The sequence below is a fragment of the Vagococcus penaei genome (assembly GCF_001998885.1).
GTDB classification, from domain to species: domain Bacteria; phylum Bacillota; class Bacilli; order Lactobacillales; family Vagococcaceae; genus Vagococcus; species Vagococcus penaei.
Window position 1 is genome coordinate 104,969 of sequence record NZ_CP019609.1, and the last position, 22,786, is coordinate 127,754.

Sequence of the window (22,786 nt, forward strand, 5' to 3'; positions counted from 1 at the left end):
GATGACGATTTTTCTCTTAAAAATTTCAATTCACTTATTGAAAAAAATTTCTTTGGGCTTTTGAAAGCGTAACATCATATGTAGTTATTTAATTTACTACGTAACATGAACTATCGAGATTAATCTATGTTCTTATCTAAAATTCGTCATAGCTGATATAATATGGCTTGTACTGAGTTAAATAAAATTTTATAAAAGAGGAGATAGAAACATGAGTATTTACTTAGTTAGACATGGGCAAGATGATGAGCATGTTAGAGGTGGCTGGTGTAATCATGGATTGATTAAAGAAGGTATAGAACAAAGTGAAAATTTAGGAAACAAATTATTAGCAATTACTTTTGATAAAATTTATTCGAGTACTCTAAATAGAGCTATCGAGACAACTAATATTATTCAAAGAAAGTTAAGAACCAAAAATAATGTAATATATACAGATCAACTACGAGAAATTAATAATGGACTTCTATCTGGAATGAAACACGAAGTTGCTGAGAAAAAGTATCCGGGATTGTATTATAGTTCTTTAGAATTTGATGAAAAATATCCATTAGGAGAGAGTCCGAAAGAATTTTATAACCGAATTGATAATTTTTGGAGTACTGAAATAATTCCTCAAAATAAGAAAAATATTTTAATTGTGACACATGGTGGAGTCATAAATATAATACTGCACATTTTTAATGATTTGATTTATTCAAATAAAAAAATGATATTTCCTATTGGTACTGGAACATTTGTAAAAATTGAGCTGTAGTATAGGCCTTCTAGTTTTTTAACGTCATTATTCATATAATTTAATGCTTATATTAAGCTGAAAAGCTCTTAGATAAAATCGTACTCAAAACTCAGGCATTTTTTATGTATCATTTTAACTAAAAACAGGGACATATTCATTTTTGGAGTGAATATGTCCCTGTTTTTTTGGCTCTTTGTCAAATCGGACTGATGAGTCGGATATATGAGATGATAAATTTGAGATTATTCTCAGATTTATCATCTTTTTTAGTTATTTAATTTTAATAAGGCCGTTTATCAAGAAAATTCTTATGCGCATATTCGTAAAGGAGTTGAACCCGTAGGAAACTCTTTTAAGAGTTTTTATATGAGTGTTCTTAGCTTCGATTTTTCCATTGGAAAAATTATATTTTAGGGCATTTCGAATACCTTCCTCGTAGGAAATCAGATTGTCTATTTTATTTCTAAATTGTCTATCCAAGCTATCGGGTAAATCTTTCAATAGTTCGAAAAATGACTGGTCATCTTTGTTTCTAAAGTGATACATTAGTAAATGAAAGATATCATAAGCTTCTTTTAGATTAGAAGAGAATGAAAGTAGTCGATCAATCATCATAGATTCCGTTAAAAGAGGATGCTTTGGAGAAGGAAAGCTTCTCCAGGTTTTGAATTCTGAAATGGAAATAGTTGTTTGATTTTTCAGAAGACATTTCCAGTTTGATTTTAATTTATTGGCTTCTGAATTTTTCTTGTTGGCAACTAATGTCTTCATTTCTCGTACTCTCAAATCATTAAAAGCAGTGTTCAAATGCTTTACAATATGAAATCGATCAATGACTAGCTTAGCAGTAGGAAAGACTGTTTTAGTCAATTGAAAGTAAGCTGCATTCATATCTGTTACTAAAAATTTAACTTTTCTCCGTTCCTCCAATGAAGAGCGATTAAAGTAAGGAATGATTTTCTCTAATTTCCTACTAGGTAAAACGTCCACTAATTCACCTGTTTTCCCATCAGCACATATGAAGTTCATTTTATCTTCATAACTAGCGTGAGATCTAAACTCATCTACCATTAAAACTTTGGAATGGCAACACTTTTTTTGACAAATATTATAAGGTGTCAAAACATTGGTACTGTTATCCGATTACCCTTGACCATGAGCCTCTCAAACTGTGACTCTTTCGCGGTGTGTTGACTTATAAAAATCAACCCGCTATCTCACACGTATCACAGTTTGACTCATCCTCAAGGGAAGCTATCGCTAATCTCTGAGCTCTGATACTAAGCGGAGTGACATAATTCAATGCTCCGTGTATTCTGAAATGATTCCACCAATGAACATAGTCATAAAGAGCCACAGATAATTCTTTTAGTGTCTCAAACTGATTGGGATAAACGAACTCTGCTTTAAAGGATTTATAAGTTGACTCGGCGACGGCATTATCCCAGGGATTTCCTTTTCTACTCAACGATCGCTTGATATTAAATGTATTTAGTATGGTATCAATCACTTGGTTATCAAATTCTTTTCCTCTATCAGTATGAAACAACTGAATGTTTGTTAAGGCGTACGGAATCGTATAAAATGCCTGTTTAACTAATTCGGCATCTTTTGATGCCCCACAACTAAATCCAATGATTTCTCGATTAAATAAATCAAGAATTAAACAGACATAGTGCCAACGATTGCCAACCTTGACATAAGTTAAATCGGCGACAACTTTTTCTAATGGCATAACGGAGTTAAAATGACGTTTTAATTGATTGGTTATTTTAGACTCATTCACATTAGAAGATACCACCTTAAAATAAGCTTTCGTATACACAGAAACGAGGTTTCTGTGTCGCATAATCCTTCTAATTTTTCTTCTACTGAGAATGATGCCTTCTAAACTAAGTGCTTTTTTTATTTTACGAGCGCCATAAGCTTTTTTATTTTGGCGAAAAATCATTTCCACAATTTCTTCTAGTTCACTTTCTAGTAATGGCTTCTTTTCCTGATAATAGTAAGTTTGTCTTGATATTTTAAGGACTCGGCACATCGCTGATATAGAATATTTATGTTTGTTGGCTTTAATTACTTGCCTTTTCGTCCGAATATCAGCGCCGCTTGCTTTAAAATATCATTTTCCATTTCAAGCATTTTAAGTTCTTTTCTGAGTTTGATTAATTCCTTTTGTTCAGGTGTTAAATTATCTTTTTCTTTGAATGAACCTGTGGTTGTTCCTTGTTTTACCCACCTATCAAAAGTTGAAGGAGTTAACTCATAGTCACGAATAATATCTATTCTAGGTTTTCCTGATTGGTAAAGATCTACCATTTGTTGTTTAAATTCTTTGGTAAAAGTTCTTCTTGGTTTACGTTCTAACATGACATTTCCTCCAGTGTGTTTTCTTATTCTCATCACACCTTATTTTTTCTGTCTAGTCAAGTGTAGCCTATCCACTTCTGGAAAAGATCGAGGTTTAAGTTGTTGTGGGAGCTGTGATTCAACGGACTTAAGAACTCTTAAAACTGTAGTTAAAGAAACTTGGCATTGTTTAGATATAACTGTCATAGAGATTTTCTCAGTTAATAATTCTAAAATCTTCAAAGTAATAAATTTACTGATATGACAATTTTTTTCAACAATAGAACACTGTGCGGTCCAATTGTGAGAACAGTTTTTACAATGGAATCGTTGTTTCTTTAGTTTTAAAACAGTAGGCATATTTTGATAAGAATCTAATCGAATAGTTACTTCTTTTTTTCCATTCCTAACAACCACACTTTTTCCTTCATTATCAACAACAGTTGACCCACAGGATTTACAAGCCGAAGGCATGGGAGAATAGATGCCAAAGATAATTAAAGAGTTCTTTCCTTTAACTTTAGCTTCCTCCGTATTTGTTAAATATAAATGTTCATCTGTAATTCGTAGCATTTTTTTGATATGATTATTCACGACATGTCGTCCTTTCTATCTTAGATTTTTGGTGGTACTTAAATTTTACTAGATAGACGACATGTTTTATATTTAAATAAACTAAAAAAGGACTGATGAATCAAATTTTGATTCATCAGTCCTTTAAATTATAGAGCCGTTTTTTTGATTTTTTCGGTCATAAATAGTTTGAATTAACTTTTTAGTTTAATCTTTCAATTTATTTTGTCGTCTAGCAAGAATTGGGAAGATAAACCCTAGTGCGAGTAAGACAATAGGTGTAATAATATTTAGACTTAATTTAAATAGCCAAGAAGTAGGATTATCTGCATAGATATCTTTAGGAATGATACCTAATAAGCAAGCAAAGGCTGTAAATAAGAAACACCATAAGCCGACTAGGTAACCTAGTTTAGGCCGACGAATAAATTTGTATTCTGAAGTAAAGTCTTTATGTAACTTATTAACCATCATAAACGCAAAGAAAACCCATAAATAGCGTAGTGGCATGACAACAGCATTTAAGTTAAGTAGCCAGTTATAGAGTTCGTTCATACTCTTCATTCCTAAACCGGGGACAATGATTAAAATACTGACGAGGATACCGGTTAATGCATACCCTTTAAGTGGTACATCATTTTCATTCATTTTAGCAAAAGATGCTGGAATAAATTCTTTATCAGAGTCCGCTAAAAGAATTTTTAAGGGGGCATCAATTGAAAAAGCTAAAGCTGATATTTGAGCCAAAGCTTGCGCAATGGCATAAATAACAACGAATAAGTTTCCTACACCATAATAAACGCCTAACTTGCCAAAAGCAACGTAGGCACCATTGGCCATTAAATCTTTCGGTATATTATTACTGTCAAAGAGCATGCCCATAGAAAATGATCCAAGAATCGCACAAACAGCGATCATCGCAGCTAATGCTAGCATACCTTTTGGAAATTCTTTAGCAGGATTTTTAGTATCATTGACATATGGTGAAATTTTTTCAGCCCCACCAACTGCGAAAACAAGCATAGAGATGGTTGTGAAATAATTTAAATTAAATGTCGGTAAATATGTTTTTAATGATCCCATGTTAGGTGTTGCTAAGGTTGCTTGTTGATTGATAAGAGGAGCACTGATAGCTAGTAAAATAAACAATAATGACATAATAAACATAGCTGTTCCAGCAATACTACCAATTCTTTTAAGCGTTGTTAATCCTTTCGAGGCAACCCACAGGAAAAACAGAAAGATGATTAAACTTAAAAATGATGTGACAGTTGAACCAGCTTCTTGAATAAACGTTCCATTTTGCTTAAAAATCCAATTAAAAGCGATAACAATCTGTTGTGGCTTTTGAGCAAGGTAGGGGATATGAACAACCCAGTAAGTCCAAGCAGCAAAATAGCCAATTTTTTTAGTAGTTGTATTTTTGACCCAACTACTGACACCACCACTTGAATCTTTAAACGTTGAGCCTAATTGACCAACAATTAGTGCATAAGGAATAAAATATAGAATCATAATTAAGATCCAAGAAAAAATAACCGAGATACCTTGTGTTGCATAATTATTAACCACATTACCAAGTCCCCATACAGAAACAAAGGCAATAACGGCTATGTTATACCAACGTAATTGCTTTGATGAACCCATAAAATTACACTCCTTTTATAAATAGTAAACATAATAATAATATCTGTTAATCTAATTTATTACAATAGTTATTGTTTGATTACTGGTATTTATTAAAAAAAATTAAGGCAATTAGCCAGTCCTTCTCATGTAAGGTTAGCTAACTGCCTCTATTGTGTAATTATTTTAGTGTTTGATTAAATTCCGATAGATTAGAGTAATTAATACCCTTTAGCTGATTAATATCAGCACCATAGGATAATCCGACTCCACGTGTACGATCAAAGCCAATCCCACTGTAAAAGACATAATAAGTGCCATTCTCTTTAATAAAGGCGCTTCGATAAAGTCCTTTGCCGTCCCATTGTTTTTTGTCTTGTGATGGATAAATGATAGGAGTTAGTGTTGACCAATTCTTGTTATCTTTAGAAACGGAATGGTAAAGAGACATGGTATGACGTTCAGATGGTGAATTTGATCCATTTGATTTAAACCCAACAACAATCATTTCATAGCCTTCGTCTGTTTTTTGGACATCTAAATGCCAGTGTTTCATATTTTTTTCTTCGTAAGGGACTTTAATTTCAATTGGTTCAGACCAGTTAAAACCATCTTGGCTTTCACGATACCAAATCCGGTAGCCATCAGCAACATACCATACTTTATACCCGTCAGCATCTTTGATAAAAGCAGGAGATACCCAATCAGCTTCCTTACGTGGAGCATGATAAACGACTTGTTTGTTTGACCATGTCTTGCCATCAGTCGAATCTCTGCGGAAGATAGTTACTCGATCATTCACATCATCGACATAACGCCAAAACATTTCTAATTGATTTTTTTCAGTATTAAAAATAAGATGAGTGTCAGAATCATATTGTAGAGGACTACCAGATTTTGTGAATTTTTCTGATTTTGGTTGATCTAGTGGATTATTTGTATCTGGAATCCACGTGACCATATCATTTGACTTGAATATATGTGGATTTTCATAGGTAGCATCTCCCTTTGGATAAGCAGTAATCGCCATCCAGTATTTATATCCATTCCATTCATTTGGAAAGGCTACAACAGAAGGGTGTGTATTTTCTATCGTATCATAGGCGGTTGTTAGTAATGAACGTTCTTGAGCATTTGCTTGATTCGTGACTTTTTTGTTATTTATGACAATAACTTGATTCTTTTTAACAATATTTTTCTTTAATAGAACAAATTCTTTAGCGGGTAGATAAAACATACCTCCACCTACAAATAATAAAATGATCATCGCAATATTGATTATCATTCCTGTTTGTTTCTTTTTCTTGAAAAACCATTTATAGATGAAATAAGACAATGCAAAAACAATTAGTCCTACACCAATGATCCCAATCAGTACCTCTCTATATCTCATAAAATTATCTCCTAATAGTTTGCTTATTTTGTCTCGCGTAAGTCATCAACCATTTTTTTGGTTGGTGTGACGGACAAGGTTTTTTGATTATCATAAATAACATAGCCGGGTTTGGCGCCGTTAGGTTTTTTAATATGTTTAACTTGAACATAATCGACTGGTACATGACTTGATAAGCGATACTTAGAATAATACGCTGCTAATTCAGCTGCTTCAAGTAATGTTTGTTCAGAGGGTTTGTCACTTTTTACAATGACATGAGACCCAGGAATATCTTTTGCGTGTAACCAAAAGTCAGTTTTTTTCGCTTGTTTTAGTGTGAGTAAATCATTTTGTAAATTATTACGTCCCACTAAGATAGTTGTACCATCAGATGCTTTAAATTCTTCTGGTTTACTTTTTGCATGTTTCTTTTTCTTAAGTTCTTGTCTTTTAGGTTTAATATATTTTTCTTCAATTAATTCTTCACGAATCATATCAATGTCTTTAGGGCTAGCAATTTCAAGTTGTGACAAAACAGACTCAAGATAAATTAAATCAAATTTAGCAATTGATATTTGTTCTTTTACAATTTTTACACCATTTTTAAGTTTTTGGTATCGTTGAAAATATTTTTGAGCATTTTGGTTTGGGGATAATGCCATATTTAAAGTAATTGTAATAGGCTCATTTTCCTCATAATAATTCGCCAATGTGATTTCTGGTACACCTCTTGGTACATCATGTAGGTAAGTTGTTAATAATTCACCTTTAATCCGGAAAATTTCAGCATTATCAGCGTCAATTAATGATTGTTCTAATTTTTTTAGTTTCTTTTTAATTTTTTCTTGGTCATTACTAACTTTACGAATCAACTCGCCAGCTTGTTGTTTTACACGATCTCGCTCAGCTTTTCCTTCATAAAAATAGTCGAGTAATTGGCTTAAGGTATTAAAGGATATACTATTTCCAACGATACTTTGGAAGGGAATAGGTAGTAAGTAATCTTTTCCATCGCAAGTTGTTAGTGTTGGCTTTAAATGTGTCATTAAGTCATCAAAAAATTGTTGCCACTGCTTTAGTTTATCTTTAGGCGACTGTTTCATTCGATAAACAATTTCGTTTGCTGTATCTCGACCAATCCCTTGAAAAGTCGTCATAATTTGAGAGACAGTTATTTCATCTGAAGTATGCATTAATTCAAATAAACGATTAGTCGATACATTAAAAGGATTCAGTTGGTTCGTCGTCGGTGGATTAATATAAGTAGCACCAGGTAATAATAAACGGTATGTATTTTGGCTACTACCGATATGTTTAATCGTATCAATAATTTTATGTGTTTGTTTATTCAGTAGAATAATATTGCTATGACGTCCCATTAGTTCCACAACTAAAACAATCTCTTCTAAATCACCTAATTCATTTCGACTACTGAAGGATAAGTGAATAATGCGATCATTATCAATTTGAGTAATAGCAGTCAAAATACTACCCTCAAGATATTTTCTGAGAATCATACAAAAATTAGGTGGCGTCATTGGATTTTTATAAGTAATAGTCGTCAGTTGTACGCGTGCATAAGACGGATGAGCAGATAATAATAATGTATGGTTTTTACCATTATTTCTAAAAACGAGCATAATTTCGTGATCATAGGGTTGGTGAATTTTAGATAAGCGACCGTTGATTATAGTTTGTTGTAATTCGTTAACCATAAAATGTGTCAAAATACCATCGTAGGACATAAACATTCTCCTTTATATAAAAATAAGAAAAAACAACAAAGTGTTCTTTCTTATTAATTTGTTTATTTAGTTTGGACCGTTTCCTCTGAACCAACCAGTTTTCGCATTAACAGTGACAACATAAATTGGAAATTCTTCCGGTTTACTATTAGGGAAGAGACGTGAAGTTGTTGTAGCATATAAGTCATAGTAGCCATCTCCATTTTCAATAAACTTCGGCACTAAGCTATATCCGCCGTTGGCAACATATCCACGAGAGATAACGGTTGAGATGAATTTTTCTTGAACACCTGGGTTCCAAGCCCAAGCACTGTTAGATAAATCAATTTGACCATCTTGACGTTCACCCCAGCGACCACCATAAGTCGAAGGCACACCATTTTGTTTAGGCGTTTGAGAATTAGCCGTTGTTCCTTGATTACTATCAGTTTGTTGATTTGATGCTAAGTCTTTTTCGCGTTCTTGTTCTTGTTTTTTTGCTGTTTCAGCTTTTTCATCGAGAGCTTTTTTAACAGCGTCTAATTGTGTTGTGTATTCTTTTTTTATGTCTGGATCTTTAATTGGTTTGATAGCATTTACCGCAGCCTCATAAAGTTCGGTTGTTGCAGTATCAGTTACTTTATTATTTTTATAGACTTTTTCAATAGCTGTTTGTGCAGTATTTAGCGTTTCTTTTTGAGCAATTGCTTCAGATAATCCCTCATTAAAAAGCTGATCAAAAGCTGTCACTTTACTACCGTCAATTTGTTTTAGGGCAGTATTATCTGCATTTTTTACATAGGCATCATCAAGGGATAGGGTTTGACCATTTAAAACAGGTTCTTTAAACAAGTCATTTAATTCTGTTTGACGATTAAATGTAGCTTCTGCAGTCTCAAATAAACGATTTAAATCATTGTAGTTGGACTGATTTTTAATTTTATTTAAATCTGTTTGAGCTTTAGTCAAATCATTTTTAGTCATATTTTCTTTTAGAAAAACGTGTTCAGAATTTAGAAAGAGCGATTTGACTGCTGTTTCAGCTGTTGCTATCAATTGTGTTGCTTGCTCTTGTTCAATGTTCTTTTGATGGTTATTATACATCACACCACCAGAGGCAATGAGAACTAAAAGAACAGCAATTGTCAGTAAGCCTTTTTTTGATTTTTTAGACGGTGGAAGTTGATTACGTCTAGAGCTGTTACTATTCTTTGGCGGTGTATCATTATTGTTTCCATCACCGGTAGTAGCACCAGGTGTAATTAGACCAGAATCAGTTGAGTGAGTTGTCTGTTTATCAGATTTCTCAGTAGTAATAGTTGTACTTTGTTCAAAGATTGTATCAGTTTTGTCTGATAATTGTGTGCTCGTTGTTTCTTCAGTCTTAATAATATCACCATTAGGTACATTTGAAATCGTTGAGGTTGTTTCTTGTACTACATCCATCTCTTTCTGTTCTTTGGCGGTATTAGCGTCTTGATTATCATTTTTTAGGCTATCTTCAGGTAGATTATTTACTGGTTGAGAGTCATTAGGCGACTCGTCACGAATCCGGTGTTTAAATAAAATAGGTTCATCAGTATCAGGTTGTATTATTTGTTTATTATCTGTTGACTGATTATTTTGGGATTCATCGGATACATTGCCCTTGTTCAACTGATTTTCACTTTCAGGAATGAAAAGGTCGCAGTTAGGGCAGAAGTCATCATTTTTATTAAATACATGGCCACAGTTAGGGCACTTTTTCTCCATTTTAGGCAAGTAAATCGCTCCTAATCTTTTTATAATCGATACTACAACTTATTTATTATATACCATTTTACTCAAAAAAAATAGGGTAGATAGTTTAAAAAACAGGATGTGTTTGTTAGTATAGTTGTTCTTCTCATATTCGTATATATAGGTTATAATAGACCTATTATAAATTTAAGGTGGTAGACAATGAGTCACGTGACGCAACAATCGAATATTAAAAAGAAAAAAAAGCAAAAAGTTTTTGTCTTTCTTTTTCTATTTATTATGATTATGATAGCAGTTGTTTTATTGATTAAGTCAGTTATTCGTCCTAAAATTAGAGAACAACAAATTATTTCAGTTGTAAATTTAAAAAGTCAACATCAAAAAGTTCAAACGATTAAAGAAAATCAATTACAAAAAATCTTACATGAAAAAGATGACTTTGTATTAGTCATTATTGATGGTAGAGGAAACACTGCGGATAAAGAGTTAATGAATTTCTTAAATAACTCCAATAATTTAAAAGAAATCAAAACACCAATATATATCTATCAACCGATATATAATATTAATCAGATTAATCAAGAATATCAATTAACTGCTAAAAATAATTTATTGTTTATGGAAAATGGAAAAGAGATTCAACGACTAGCTTTTGATTCTTTTGGGAATACTCAAGAAAAAAAAGCAGAACTACAAAAACAGTTATTTACATTGGTGAATCCAGTTATACCGGAGCGTAAACCAATTCGTGTGAAACAAGAAAAACAATTGGATTTTAGTGTTAATCAAGGTGAAGAAGTACCAACTGAAGAAATCACCTTTAATGAGTAGTTGACAAATCAAACGTAAGTCGTTATGATTATGTCAATAAATAATTAAAAAGAGATGAGGAATTGTCATGAATCGTACAGTAACAAATTACAAAAACCAGATTATTAGTCGTTTTTCATGGCAAACTTGGCGTAGATAAGTTGTATGTATGAGTGATAATTCATAGATACAACGTTTAGAGAGCATTCTAACACATTGTATCTATGCACAAGATAAATACTTAGTCCGCATAGATGACTTTATTCATTTATGCGGTTTTTTATTGTTATTTGTCGATATGACACAAGCAGAAACCGTTAGTTAATGGTTTCTGCTTTTTTATTTACTAATAAATTTATGTCAGAATTTATTTTAGGAGGACAAAATGAAAAATAGACGATTAATCTTATCAGTCAGTACCATTATATTATTTTTAGTAGGTGCATTTATCAAAGAAACATTATTCGCTGACTCGCTTCAATCTAAGAATGATAATCAAACCTCGTTACCTGTTGTGGGAGTTTTACAATTTGTCAGTCATCCATCGCTTGATGAAATTTATCAAGGAATGGTTGATGAATTAGCTAAATCTGGTTACAAAAATGGAGAAACAGTGACTCTTGAACGTCAAAATGGACAGGCAGATCAAAGCAAACTAGCAAGTATGAGCCAGCAACTCATTTCAAAAAATCCCAATGTATTAGTTGCGATTGCCACCCCAGCGGCTCAAGCACTTGCTAACCAAACGCAGGATATTCCTTTGATTCTGGGTGCAGTAAGTGATCCAGTTGGTAGTGGTTTAGCAGAGTCAATGGAAAAGCCGGGGAAAAATGCAACAGGGGTGAGTGATATTGCTCCAGTTGATGAGCAATTAGACTTAATACAGATGTTATTGCCAGGTAAGAAAGTCATGGGTATCTTAACATCATCAAGTGAAGATAATTCTAAATTTCATGTAGATAGAACAACTAAAATTGCTGAAGCTCAAGGGTTTACCGTTAAATCTTACACCGTACCTAGTTCTAACGAAATTACACAGATGATTCACTCGCTAGCCACTGATATTGATTTTCTTTATATACCGAATGATAATACCATCGCAAATGCAATGCCAACAGTTGTATCTGTTGCCGATCAATATCAGTTACCTGTCATTCCGGCTGTAGAAGAAATGGTCGCGCAAGGTGGTTTAGCCACTGTTGGGAACAATCAAAAGAAATTGGGTCAGCAAATCGGAAAAATGGTAGTTAAGGTATTAGAAGACGAGTTGGATCCAGCGAAAACACCTATCGAGGTTTTTTCAACTGGTGATCCTGTAATTAACCCAACGAAAGCTACTGAACTAGGTATCACGATTCCAAAAGAATTAGAGAACATTAAAACAATACAAAAGGATGTGAAGTGACATGTTAGTATCGACAATTGGACAAGGCTTTTTGTGGGCTATTCTTGGTTTAGGTATTTATTTAACATTTAGGGTACTTAATTTTCCCGATTTAACAACTGAAGGAAGCTTCCCACTAGGGGGTGCTGTGTGTGTCACTGCTATAACAAATGGAATTAATCCTATATTAGCTACACTACTTGGTGTGCTTGCAGGTATGGCAGCTGGACTCACAACAGGTGTTTTGTACACAAAAGGGAAAATACCTGTTATTTTAGCTGGTATTTTAGTAATGAGTGGCTTAAATTCTGTGATGTTATTTGTGATGAAATCACCAAACTTATCCTTATTAAATCATTCAACAGTGTTTAACTTAATTAAGGTATTTCATGTACCCAAAAATTTTGATGTTGTGCTAATAAGTTTAGTCGTTGTTGTATTAGTGATTATTTTAATGGTTTTCTTTTTAAATACCGAAATTGGACAGGCTTATATTGCCACAGGGGATAATGAAACCGTGGCTAAATCATTAGGTATTGAAACAGATAAAATGAAAATTCTAGGTTTGGTAGTATCTAATGGTGTTATTGCCTTATCTGGTGCATTAATTGCTCAGAGTGAAGGGTACGCAGATGTTAGTAAAGGAATCGGAGTTATTGTGATTGGTTTGGCATCGATTATTTTAGGTGAATTAATCTTTGGCGAATTGACAATGTTAGAACGATTTATTGCGATTGTAGTTGGGAGTATTCTTTATCAATTATTAATTTTAGCAGTTATCAAACTTAACTTTGACACAACTTATCTAAAAATTTATTCATCGGTTATTTTGGCTATTTGCCTAATGATACCGCAACTCAAATATCGGCTATTTGGTCGACTAAACTTATTTAAGGAGGAGAAAAAACAATGATACAACCGCTATTACTCATCAATGATGCTATGAAAATCACAGATTCTGGATTAAAAATTATGAATCAGCTAAATTTAAGTATCTATGAAGGAGATTTTATCACTGTTTTAGGTGGAAATGGTGCAGGAAAATCAACTCTTTTTAATGCTATCAGTGGCACGCTAAAATTAACATCAGGTACGATTTCTTTAAATCAGCTCAATATTACTAATCAAAGTGAAGAAAAGCGCGCAGCATATTTTGCTAGAGTATTTCAAGATCCTAAAAATGGGACTGCTCCCCGAATGACAGTCTTAGAAAATTTATTATTAGCTAGCCAACGTGGCAGCAAACGTCGCCTGAAAAATAGACAGTTGGTAAGTAAGCGTCAAGACTATTATGATTTATGTGCTCAAGTTGGTAATGGTTTGGAGAATCACCTTGATACACCTACTGGAAATTTGTCTGGCGGACAACGTCAAGCATTAAGTTTACTAATGGCGACATTAAAAAAACCGGATTTACTACTATTAGATGAACATACTGCTGCACTCGATCCAAGAACGGGAAAACAATTGATGGCACTGACAGATCAAAAAATTAGAGATAATCAATTAACTTGCTTGATGATTACTCATCATATGCAAGACGCTTTAACTTATGGTAATCGTTTAATTGTTTTAGAAAAAGGACAAATAAAAAGAGATTTTTCTAAGTCAGAGAAAGAAAAATTGACAATGCCAGACTTGCTAAAATTTTTTTAAGTGAGGTTGTGAAAAATGCAAATTGTTAGGTTACATTTAATGAAAGAATCTGATTTAAAAGAATTGGCTAGTTTTAAATCAGATTGTCTTTCAATGAAACAGCCAATTCATGGTAGCTATGGGTTAGGAAATACAAAAGATAACAAAAAATGGGCACAGGATATATTAAAAAATAAATTAAAAAAAAATCAGTATTTATTTTTAGGTAGAAATGAGCAGGGCAGACTAGTTGGCTTAATAAATTATAAATCTACTTTAACTGCATATGAGACTAGAATGGGTGGGCATGTAAGCTATACAGTGCATCCTCTATATCAAGGAAAGGGATATGCTAAAGAGATGCTAGCAACCCTTATTCAATGGCTAAGAGATGGACAAATAACTGAACATATTTTGTTAACCGTTGATAATGACAATCAAGCATCAAAAAAAGTTATCCAAGCTAATAAGGGTAAATATCAGAATAGCATTATACTTGATAATAAAAGAATTAATAGATACACAATAACAATATATTCCGAAAAGTAATAATTATATTAAAATTTTATTAGTCATTAAAGAACGAGCTATGAGTATGATAAAATAACAGTTATTTGACTAACTCAATAATATAGTGTAAATTAAGGAAACGAGCGAATGATAACGTTTGTTTTATATAGAGCGTTTTAAAATAATCATCGCTATATTTTCTATTTTGGAGGAGAATGTTAGTGTCGGAAAAAGAAATTTTTTTAAGATTAGCTATTTCATTATTTTTTTCTGGAATTATTGGTTTAGAAAGAGAAAAAAATCAAAGTAATGCTGGAATTAAGACGCATTCATTAGTTGGGATTTCTGCAACACTTATTGCAATGATTCAAGTTGAAATTAGTCACGATGCTCTTAAAAGTGCGATTGCTCACCCTGAACTTATATCTTTATTTGGCGCAGATCCGTCCCGGTTAACGGCACAAGTCATTTCAGGAATTGGTTTTTTAGGTGCAGGGACAATAATTGTCACTAAACGAAGTATCTCTGGTTTAACAACTGCTGCTTCTATTTGGTCAGTAGCCTGTTTGGGTATTGCTGTGGGTATGGGGTATTTCTTTTTATCATTTGCTTCTTTTTTAGTAATATTTAGTATTTTATTTTTATTCAAACGTATATTACGTATTTCTGTACCAACTAAATTAGTGATTAAATATATTGGAGGTACAGAAACGCTAGAGGAGATAAAAGAAGTATTACAACAACTAAAATTAAAATACACAACGATTAAGTATGATGTGCGAATGTATGGTGATATCCGTGTTTACTCTAATGTATTTGAAATTGAGTCATTAGATCGCAAATATTTTGATAAGTTACTAAATAAATTAGCCAATAATGAGCATATCATTAATTGTGAACAAACAAGAATCGAGCTTTAAGCAAATTCTTGTTTGTTTTCATTATTTTAATTAAACTAAATAAAATTGATAGATTATTAGTTAAAAAATAATAGCCGAAATTAATTTAGAGCATTTTATTTGGTAATATAAAATATTTTGATCGGATTTTTCTTGTAATATCAATTTGTGCCTTATTAGCAGGTATAGGCAGACAAAAGACTACCTCATTTTTAGGTGTTAATTTATTAAGACTTATTGTTTCATTGTTATGTGATTGCATTATCTTTAGCCTCTTTTCTAGTAGGTTACTTATCTTATTAATCGGAATAAGTATTCAATATTTGCTTAAATCAGACCACTTTTTATCTTTCGACAATGTCACACATTTAATATCTGTAAAATAAATAAACTCATTCTCAAGATAAAGCCCTACCTCATTGAAACCTTTAATGTGGCCTGTAATTGATTTTAAAGGTTGTAGATTATCTATAGTCAAAATATTTTTTTGGATTGTAAGTATATCATTTTTTTTAATTGCCAATTGATATAGGGCATACATCTCCGTTTCAGTCATTTCATCCATTCGAATAGTTAAGTCTTGATTTTTATAATTAACTTGATTGGTGTCCGCCAATTAATTTTTCTCGATTAATAGCAGTTGCACCATCTAAAAGAGCATTAGCTCTGACAATTGAAGAGTAACCAAATTTCTGACGTATAGTATCAACTATTGTATCTAGTTGAGCCTCTGCGACTTCTTTTTCGGGTGGAAAGAACAAACTAGTTGGGTAGAGTAATTATCAGATAGCTTGCTATAGCTAATACTAAGTGCTCGAATAGGTAAATCACCCAAATCTTTTGCTCTAAACATTAAAATTAAATTATTACTCAAAGTCTTGGAATTAGAAGTAGGTGTTATGGTTCTTTGGACAGAAAAAACTCTTTCTTTAGTTAGATGTGAGTAGGAAATTGATAATGATAAACAACCTGTTTCTAAATTCTTTTGGCGTAACGTTGTAGCAACTTGGTCTGCCATCTCTCTAATGACTATTTCAATTTCGGCTCTTTTATAATAATCTCTATCTAATATTTGGGATTTACCATAGGATTTCTCTTTAACGATGGTACGTTCGTTTAACAAACTACGATCGATTCCCCAAGCATGAGCAAATAATTGTAAGCCAATCACACCCAATTCTTTTTTTAAAGCAAAAGGATCAGCAAAGGCTAAATCATGAACAGTTTTAATAGCGAATAAGTGAGTTAATTTTTTAGATAACTTAGACCCAATACCCACATATCAGTTAAACAATCAATTTTCCAAAGTGTTTCAGGTATGCACTCGTACGTCCACTGCTCGATAAAATTGGGGTTATGTTTAGCAGCAATGTCTAAACAAACTTTAGCTAACAATGGATTAGGACCAATCCCAATCTTAACGATAAGTCCTAATGTATTCCAGATGTCTTGACGAATTTTTTTAGCAATGTCATGTGTCGTACCAAATAGTAGGTGAGAACCAGAAACATCGATAAAACTTTCATCAATACTGTAAATATAATGGAAATCTTTGGATGTATAGTTTCTTAAAATGTCATTTAATTTTTGATTGAATTTTAAGTATAGAGACATTCGTGGTGGAACAATAATTAAATCAGGATGGCTAGGCAGATCATACTTGCGGGTAACATTAGTTATCCCGAGTTTTTCTTTGGCCATTGGACTAGCAGCGAGACATAAACCTCCAGAATTTTCAGCTTTTGACATAACAACAAGCATTGTAGTCATAGGATTTAAGCCTCTCATACGGCATTCAACAGAGGCATAAAAGCTTGTTACATCGATACACATGATATCACGATTAGGTTCTTGTGAGTAATCGTAGTACATGTTTGGTCATCTCCTTTATTATATCGACAACTTTAATTAACTTAGTAAGAATATTATACGAACGTATGTTCCTTTTGTAAAGGGGAACAGCATTTTTATTTAATTAAAATTAATGATAAACCGAACAGATAGACAAAGTATCAGGTTTTTGAGGCTCTTTGTCAAATTGGACTGATGAGTTAAATTTATCATCTTTTTTAGTTATTTAATTTTTATAAGGTCGCTCATCAAGAAAATTCTTATTCTCATAGTGTTAAACGATTTGAACCCGTATGAAACTCTTTTTAGTGTTTTTATATGGGTATTCTTAGCTTCAATTTTTCCATTGGAAAAATCATAAAGAAGAGCATTACGAATACCATCTTCATACACCAGTAAGTTCTCTAATTTATCTTTAAATAGTGTATCTAAGCCAGTAGATAAGTTTTTCAAAAGTTCAAAAAATGAATGAGCGTCTTTATTTCTAAAGTGATACGTTAATAATTGGAAACTATCATAGGCTTTTTTTAGATTCAAAGAGAATGAGAGTAGTCGATCAATCATCATTGATTCCGTTAAAAGTGGATACTTTGGAGAAGGGAAACTTTTCCAGGTTTTGAATTCAGAAATAGAAACAGTCAATTGATTTTTTAAAAGGAATTTCCAATTTGATTTTAGTTTATTGGCCTCTGATTTTTTCTTAGCGACATTCAAGAGCTTCATTTCTCGTACTCTAAACTCATTAAAAGCGGTGTTTAGGTGTTTTACAACATGGAACCGATCAATAATTAGACTAGCATTCGGAAAGACTCTTTTAGTCAATTGAAAGTAAGCAGCATTCATATCAGTTACTAAGAATTTTACCTTTTCTCGTTCCTCCAACGGAGAACGATTAAAATAAGTTGTAAGTTTGTGGAATGGCAACACTTTTTTTGACAAATATTATAAGGTGTCAAAACATTGGTACTGTTATCCGATTACCCTTGACCATGAGCCTCTCAAACTGTGACTCTTTCGCGGTGTGTTGACTTATAAAAATCAACCCGCTATCTCACACGTATCACAGTTTGACTCATCCTCAAGGGAAGCTATCGCTAATCTCTGAGCTCTGATACTAAGCGGAGTGACATAATTCAATGCTCCGTGTATTCTGAAATGATTCCACCAATGAACATAGTCATAAAGAGCCATAGATAATTCTTTTAGTGTCTCAAACTGATTGGGATAAACGAACTCTGCTTTAAAGGATTTATAAGTTGACTCGGCGACGGCATTATCCCAGGGATTTCCTTTTCTACTCAACGATCGCTTGATATTAAATGTATTTAGTATGGTATCAATCACTTGATTATCAAATTCTTTTCCTCTATCAGTATGAAACAACTGAATGTTTGTTAAGGCGTACGGAATCGTATAAAATGCCTGTTTAACTAATTCGGCATCTTTTGATGCCCCACAACTAAATCCAATGATTTCTCGATTAAATAAATCAAGAATTAAACAGACATAGTGCCAACGATTGCCAACCTTGACATAAGTTAAATCGGTGACAACTTTTTCTAATGGCATAACGGAGTTAAAATGACGTTTTAATTGATTGGTTATTTTAGACTCATTCACATTAGAAGATACCACCTTAAAATAAGCTTTCGTATACACAGAAACGAGGTTTCTGTGTCGCATAATCCTTCTAATTTTTCTTCTACTGAGAATGATGCCTTCTAAACTAAGTGCTTTTTTTATTTTACGAGCGCCATAAGCTTTTTTATTTTGGCGAAAAATCATTTCCACAATTTCTTCTAGTTCACTTTCTAGTAATGGCTTCTTTTCCTGATAATAGTAAGTTTGTCTTGATATTTTAAGGACTCGGCACATCGCTGATATAGAATATTTATGTTTGTTGGCTTTAATTACTTGCCTTTTCGTCCGAATATCAGCGCCGCTTGCTTTAAAATATCATTTTCCATTTCAAGCATTTTAAGTTCTTTTCTGAGTTTGATTAATTCCTTTTGTTCAGGTGTTAAATTATCTTTTTCTTTGAATGAACCTGTGGTTGTTCCTTGTTTTACCCACCTATCAAAAGTTGAAGGAGTTAACTCATAGTCACGAATAATATCTATTCTAGGTTTTCCTGATTGGTAAAGATCTACCATTTGTTGTTTAAATTCTTTGGTAAAAGTTCTTCTTGGTTTACGTTCTAACATGACATTTCCTCCAGTGTGTTTTCTTATTCTCATCACACCTTATTTTTTCTGTCTAGTCAAGTGTAGCCTATCCATTGTTTAATTTCCGGCTTGGTAATATATCAACTAATTCTCCTGTTTTGCCATCGGCACAGATAAAGCTCATTTTATCTTCGTAGCTAGCGTGAGACCTAAATTCGTCTACCATTAAAACTTCAGGGAAACTACGTGGTTTAAGTTGATGAGGTAGTTGAGATTCAACGGACTTAAGAACTCTTAAAACAGTAGTTAATGAGACTTGGCATAGCTTAGCGATAAGTGTCATAGAGATTTTCTCAGTTAAAAGCTCTAAGATTTTTAAGGTGACAAACTTACTAATATGACAGTTCTTTTCAACAATTGAGCATTGTGCAGTCCAATTATGACAGCAATTTTTACAATAAAATCTTTGTTTCTTGAGCTTTAGAATAGCAGGTAGGTTTTGATAAGAATCAAGGCGAATAGTGACTTCCTTTTTTCCGTTTCTGACAATAATAATTTTTCCTTCTCCATCAATAACAGATGAGCCACAGTTTTTACAAGCCGAAGGCATAGGAGAATAAGCTCCTTCGATAACCAAAGTATTTTTCCCTTTAATTTTAGTTTCCTCAGTATTAGTTAAATCTAAATCTGCATCTGTAATTCTCAGCATTTTTTTGATATGATTGTTCATAACATGTCGTACTTTCTACCTAACATTTTTGTGTGGTGCTTAAATTTTACTAGATAGACGACATGTTTTTAAATAAAATAAACTAAAAAGGACTGGTGAATCAGATTTTGATTCATCAGTCCTTTAAATTATAGAGCCATTTTTGATACTTTGTCTACAGTCTGAAATCGTGTTGATAGAATTTAATCTATCAACACGATTTAGTGTACAGACTAAATAATTAGCAAGTGGTTTTTTTTGAATGTATTAAATAATGAACTACTAACATAACTTAAAAGGATTGCTATACGTTCAAAGTATTCCTTTTAAATATTGAATAGGTTACACTTAGTTGAACAAAAAAGATAAGGTGTCTATACTTAATAAAAAACAGATTAGGAGCTTATCTCATGACAACTAACAGAAAACCGAGACGGACCTTTAAAGAATCATTTAAGAAACAAATGGTGGAACTCCATAAATCAGGAAAACCTAGAAAAGATATTTTAAGAGAATATGATCTAACGCCATCAACTTTTGACAAATGGGTCAAACAGTACAATCAGTCAGGATCATTCAAAGAGAAAGATAATTTGACGCCAGAAGAAAAAGAGTTGCGTGAATTACGTAAACTAAATAAAGAATTGATGATGGAGAATGATATTTTAAAGCAAGCAGCGCTGATATTCGGACGAAAGTAGAAGTTGTTAGAAAAAATAAAAAGAAGTACAGTGTATCAGCGATGTGTCGAAAATTAGAAATTTCTCGTGGGGCTTATTACTATGAAGTTAAAAGAAAAAAATCAGAAGCTATTGTTGAAAAAGCAGTCATTGAGTCCTTCACAAATAGCCGTAACTCCTACGGAGCAAGAAGAATTAAAGATGATTTAAACGATCAAGAATTAATTGTTTCAAGAAGAAGGATACGACGAATCATGAATAAGTTCAATTTCATTTCAAGCTACACAACACTGAAATTTAAGCCACAGGCAACGAGTAAAAATGAACAGAAAATCGCTAATGTTTTATCACGTCAATTTGATAGAATGCAACCTATGGAAGCTTTAGTGACAGATTTAACCTATGTTAAAGTAGGTCAAAAGTGGCATTATGTCTGCTTTATTCTTGATTTATTCAATCGAGAAATAGTTGGCTATTCTAGTGGTCCTAACAAATCTGTGGACCTTGTGTTACAGGCAATCGGAACGATTGAACAGCCATTAGATGATGTTGAAATTTTTCATACAGACCGAGGAAAAGAATTTGATAATCAAAGTATTGATGAATTATTAGCTGCGTTTCAGATACAGCGTTCTTTATCACGCCCTGGTTGTCCCTATGATAACGCCGTGGCAGAAGCAACTTATCGAGCATTTAAGATTGAGTTTATTTATCAACAATCTTTTGAATCATTGTTCGAACTGCAATATGAGTTAATGGATTATGTCAATTGGTGGAACAAGTTTAGAAAACATGGCAAGCTTGGGTATCAATCTCCGATTAATTACCGTTTAGATTGGGAGTTGAAACAGGCTATTTAGCGGGACATAATATAACTATCAAAAGAAAATAAAGACCTTATAATTTTTGTACAGAAAAGTGTTGCCAATTCACTCAACAAATCCAACTCCTCGTGTTTTATGTTACCCTTAAGATTATCATAAAACAGAATGAATAAATATAGTTCCATGACATTATTTTTGCTGGTAGAGTAGTTTAACCATTTATTGTACGAAAATTATTTATTATGACAATTCTATAAAAAAGCTAATTATAGAATTGTCATAATAGATAAAATATTATAATAAGTAAGAAAGTCTTAAAAATAGTAAAGTTTAAGTAAATAATTTTAATGTCTTATTTTAATAAATTTGCTAAACTATGTTTTATTATATACTAGATATAACAAAACATAGTTTAGCATGCGTTAAGAGAGTCAATAATCAGATTAACTCGATTTTATATAAATATAAAAATTTTAGTACAGCTAATATTAACTAAATAAATAGTAATATTAGTAGCAGGGTAGTTCATATTTAATTTAATTTTCCTTTGGTTTACATAATATATATTATAGAAAGTTAAATAAAAGAGTACCTTAGACAAAGTTAGCTCACGTAAATTATGATTTACAGCACAAATATAAGACTCGTTAAATTTTTTTCATTCTGTCAATTTATTTGAGTTAGTTTTTTAATTAAGGATTTAACAATAATTTTATTATAAACTAGTGTTAAAAAGTTTTTGAATGATCAGCTTAAAAAAATGTTCTAATTTAGGTATAATTACTTCAATAACAAATAAATTTAAGACATAATAATTATGATTTTAGCCAATATACATAGATTTAAGTGACTTAAAACGTCAATTTGAAAAAAATACTTAATCAAATATCTATAAATCAAATCTAGCTAAAATTCTTATAATCAATAATCAATTAAACCTTAATTCTGATTATTTAGTGTAGTAATTGACTAATGTTAAGTGCTTACTAATGTTTGAATATTCCTATCTTAAAGGTACAGCAACAGTAAAAAATAATTTATCTACCTTTCCTGAAAGTATTATCTTTCAGGAAAGGTGAACTTTTATATAATTTAACACATTAATATTCGTTTTTTAGATTAATTTATATTTTTAATTCCCTTGTTACGACTAAAATTATCCTTTCCTAGTCAAAATTTAATTGATAAGGTTT

Annotated in this window: 19 protein-coding genes and 2 pseudogenes; 8 read left to right on the plus strand and 13 right to left on the minus strand. The window is 32.2% G+C overall.

Translation table 11 applies throughout. From position 1 onward, the window contains the following. Positions 1–211 precede the first annotated feature (211 nt). Entirely contained in the window at positions 212–757 is a 546-nt protein-coding gene (locus BW732_RS00490) for a histidine phosphatase family protein (protein WP_077274952.1), read from the plus strand. Between the two features lie 252 nt (positions 758–1,009). Here BW732_RS00490 and BW732_RS00495 read toward each other — a convergent pair. The 7 genes and pseudogenes from BW732_RS00495 to BW732_RS00525 form a co-directional block, all read right to left on the minus strand. Further along, positions 1,010–1,840, minus strand: a pseudogene (locus BW732_RS00495) (ISL3 family transposase); the annotation flags it as partial. Positions 1,841–1,943: 103 nt separating this feature from the next. Next, positions 1,944–3,109 (minus strand): IS3 family transposase gene (locus BW732_RS00500; RefSeq protein WP_126844577.1). Its coding sequence is split into 2 segments (ribosomal slippage): positions 1,944–2,830 and positions 2,830–3,109, totalling 1,167 coding nucleotides; the frame shifts between segments, so codons are not numbered across the junction. Positions 3,110–3,148: 39 nt separating this feature from the next. Beyond that, a complete protein-coding gene (locus BW732_RS00505) occupies positions 3,149–3,682 on the minus strand; it encodes a transposase family protein (RefSeq protein ID WP_077274953.1) in 534 nt (177 codons plus the stop codon). Positions 3,683–3,868: 186 nt separating this feature from the next. Then, the gene (locus BW732_RS00510) at positions 3,869–5,308 is read right to left on the minus strand and encodes an amino acid permease (RefSeq protein ID WP_077274954.1); all 1,440 of its coding nucleotides are present in this window, start codon (positions 5,306–5,308) and stop codon (positions 3,869–3,871) included. Positions 5,309–5,468: 160 nt separating this feature from the next. Then, positions 5,469–6,680, minus strand: coding sequence for an exo-alpha-sialidase (locus BW732_RS00515; protein ID WP_077274955.1), 1,212 nt, complete (start codon positions 6,678–6,680; stop codon positions 5,469–5,471). Positions 6,681–6,703: 23 nt separating this feature from the next. Continuing rightward, positions 6,704–8,407, minus strand: coding sequence for an NFACT RNA binding domain-containing protein (locus BW732_RS00520; protein WP_077274956.1), 1,704 nt, complete (start codon positions 8,405–8,407; stop codon positions 6,704–6,706). 66 nt (positions 8,408–8,473) lie between these two features. Then, positions 8,474–10,138: a cell division site-positioning protein MapZ family protein gene (locus BW732_RS00525; RefSeq protein WP_228414983.1), complete on the minus strand. Its 1,665-nt coding sequence runs from the start codon at positions 10,136–10,138 to the stop codon at positions 8,474–8,476. A gap of 189 nt (positions 10,139–10,327) precedes the next feature. Between BW732_RS00525 and BW732_RS00530 the strand changes: the two genes are divergently transcribed. The 6 genes from BW732_RS00530 (at position 10,328) to BW732_RS00555 (ending at position 15,385) form a co-directional block, all read left to right on the plus strand. Then, positions 10,328–10,957, plus strand: a complete 630-nt coding sequence (locus BW732_RS00530; protein ID WP_077274958.1) for a hypothetical protein — start codon at positions 10,328–10,330, stop codon at positions 10,955–10,957. A gap of 364 nt (positions 10,958–11,321) precedes the next feature. Beyond that, a complete protein-coding gene (gene trpX / locus BW732_RS00535) occupies positions 11,322–12,341 on the plus strand; it encodes a tryptophan ABC transporter substrate-binding protein (RefSeq protein WP_077274959.1) in 1,020 nt (339 codons plus the stop codon). A 1-nt stretch (position 12,342) separates the two neighbouring features. Beyond that, positions 12,343–13,233: an ABC transporter permease gene (locus tag BW732_RS00540; RefSeq protein ID WP_077274960.1), complete on the plus strand. Its 891-nt coding sequence runs from the start codon at positions 12,343–12,345 to the stop codon at positions 13,231–13,233. Further along, positions 13,233–13,976 (plus strand): ABC transporter ATP-binding protein, encoded by a 744-nt coding sequence (locus tag BW732_RS00545; RefSeq protein WP_179946105.1) that lies wholly within the window; start codon positions 13,233–13,235, stop codon positions 13,974–13,976. The genes BW732_RS00540 and BW732_RS00545 overlap by 1 nt, the downstream gene beginning before the upstream one ends. Positions 13,977–13,991: 15 nt before the next feature. Further along, positions 13,992–14,504 (plus strand): GNAT family N-acetyltransferase, encoded by a 513-nt coding sequence (locus BW732_RS00550; protein ID WP_077274962.1) that lies wholly within the window; start codon positions 13,992–13,994, stop codon positions 14,502–14,504. A gap of 182 nt (positions 14,505–14,686) precedes the next feature. After that, a complete protein-coding gene (locus BW732_RS00555; RefSeq protein ID WP_161485488.1) occupies positions 14,687–15,385 on the plus strand; it encodes an MgtC/SapB family protein in 699 nt (232 codons plus the stop codon). 295 nt (positions 15,386–15,680) lie between these two features. On the opposite strand, the gene BW732_RS00560 is transcribed toward BW732_RS00555, so the two are convergent. The 6 genes and pseudogenes from BW732_RS00560 to BW732_RS00580 all read right to left on the minus strand — a co-directional run bounded on the left by BW732_RS00560 (position 15,681) and on the right by BW732_RS00580 (position 20,110). After that, entirely contained in the window at positions 15,681–15,980 is a 300-nt protein-coding gene (locus BW732_RS00560) for a hypothetical protein (protein WP_077274964.1), read from the minus strand. A gap of 102 nt (positions 15,981–16,082) precedes the next feature. Next, positions 16,083–16,643, minus strand: a complete 561-nt coding sequence (locus BW732_RS11495; RefSeq protein WP_228414948.1) for a DinB/UmuC family translesion DNA polymerase — start codon at positions 16,641–16,643, stop codon at positions 16,083–16,085. Then, positions 16,610–17,236 (minus strand): Y-family DNA polymerase, encoded by a 627-nt coding sequence (locus BW732_RS11500; protein WP_228414949.1) that lies wholly within the window; start codon positions 17,234–17,236, stop codon positions 16,610–16,612. The genes BW732_RS11495 and BW732_RS11500 overlap by 34 nt, the downstream gene beginning before the upstream one ends. 201 nt (positions 17,237–17,437) lie before the next feature. Next, a pseudogene (locus tag BW732_RS00570) lies at positions 17,438–18,142 on the minus strand (transposase); the annotation flags it as partial. 111 nt (positions 18,143–18,253) lie between these two features. Next, a protein-coding gene (locus BW732_RS00575) for an IS3 family transposase (protein WP_152023763.1) occupies positions 18,254–19,419 on the minus strand; the annotation gives its coding sequence in 2 pieces (ribosomal slippage) (positions 18,254–19,140 and positions 19,140–19,419; 1,167 coding nt in all). A 67-nt stretch (positions 19,420–19,486) separates the two neighbouring features. Further along, positions 19,487–20,110, minus strand: coding sequence for a transposase family protein (locus tag BW732_RS00580; RefSeq protein WP_162494393.1), 624 nt, complete (start codon positions 20,108–20,110; stop codon positions 19,487–19,489). A 389-nt stretch (positions 20,111–20,499) separates the two neighbouring features. Here BW732_RS00580 and BW732_RS00585 point away from each other — a divergent pair. Further along, a protein-coding gene (locus BW732_RS00585; protein WP_126844579.1) for an IS3 family transposase occupies positions 20,500–21,629 on the plus strand; the annotation gives its coding sequence in 2 pieces (ribosomal slippage) (positions 20,500–20,788 and positions 20,788–21,629; 1,131 coding nt in all). Positions 21,630–22,786: the final 1,157 nt, after the last annotated feature.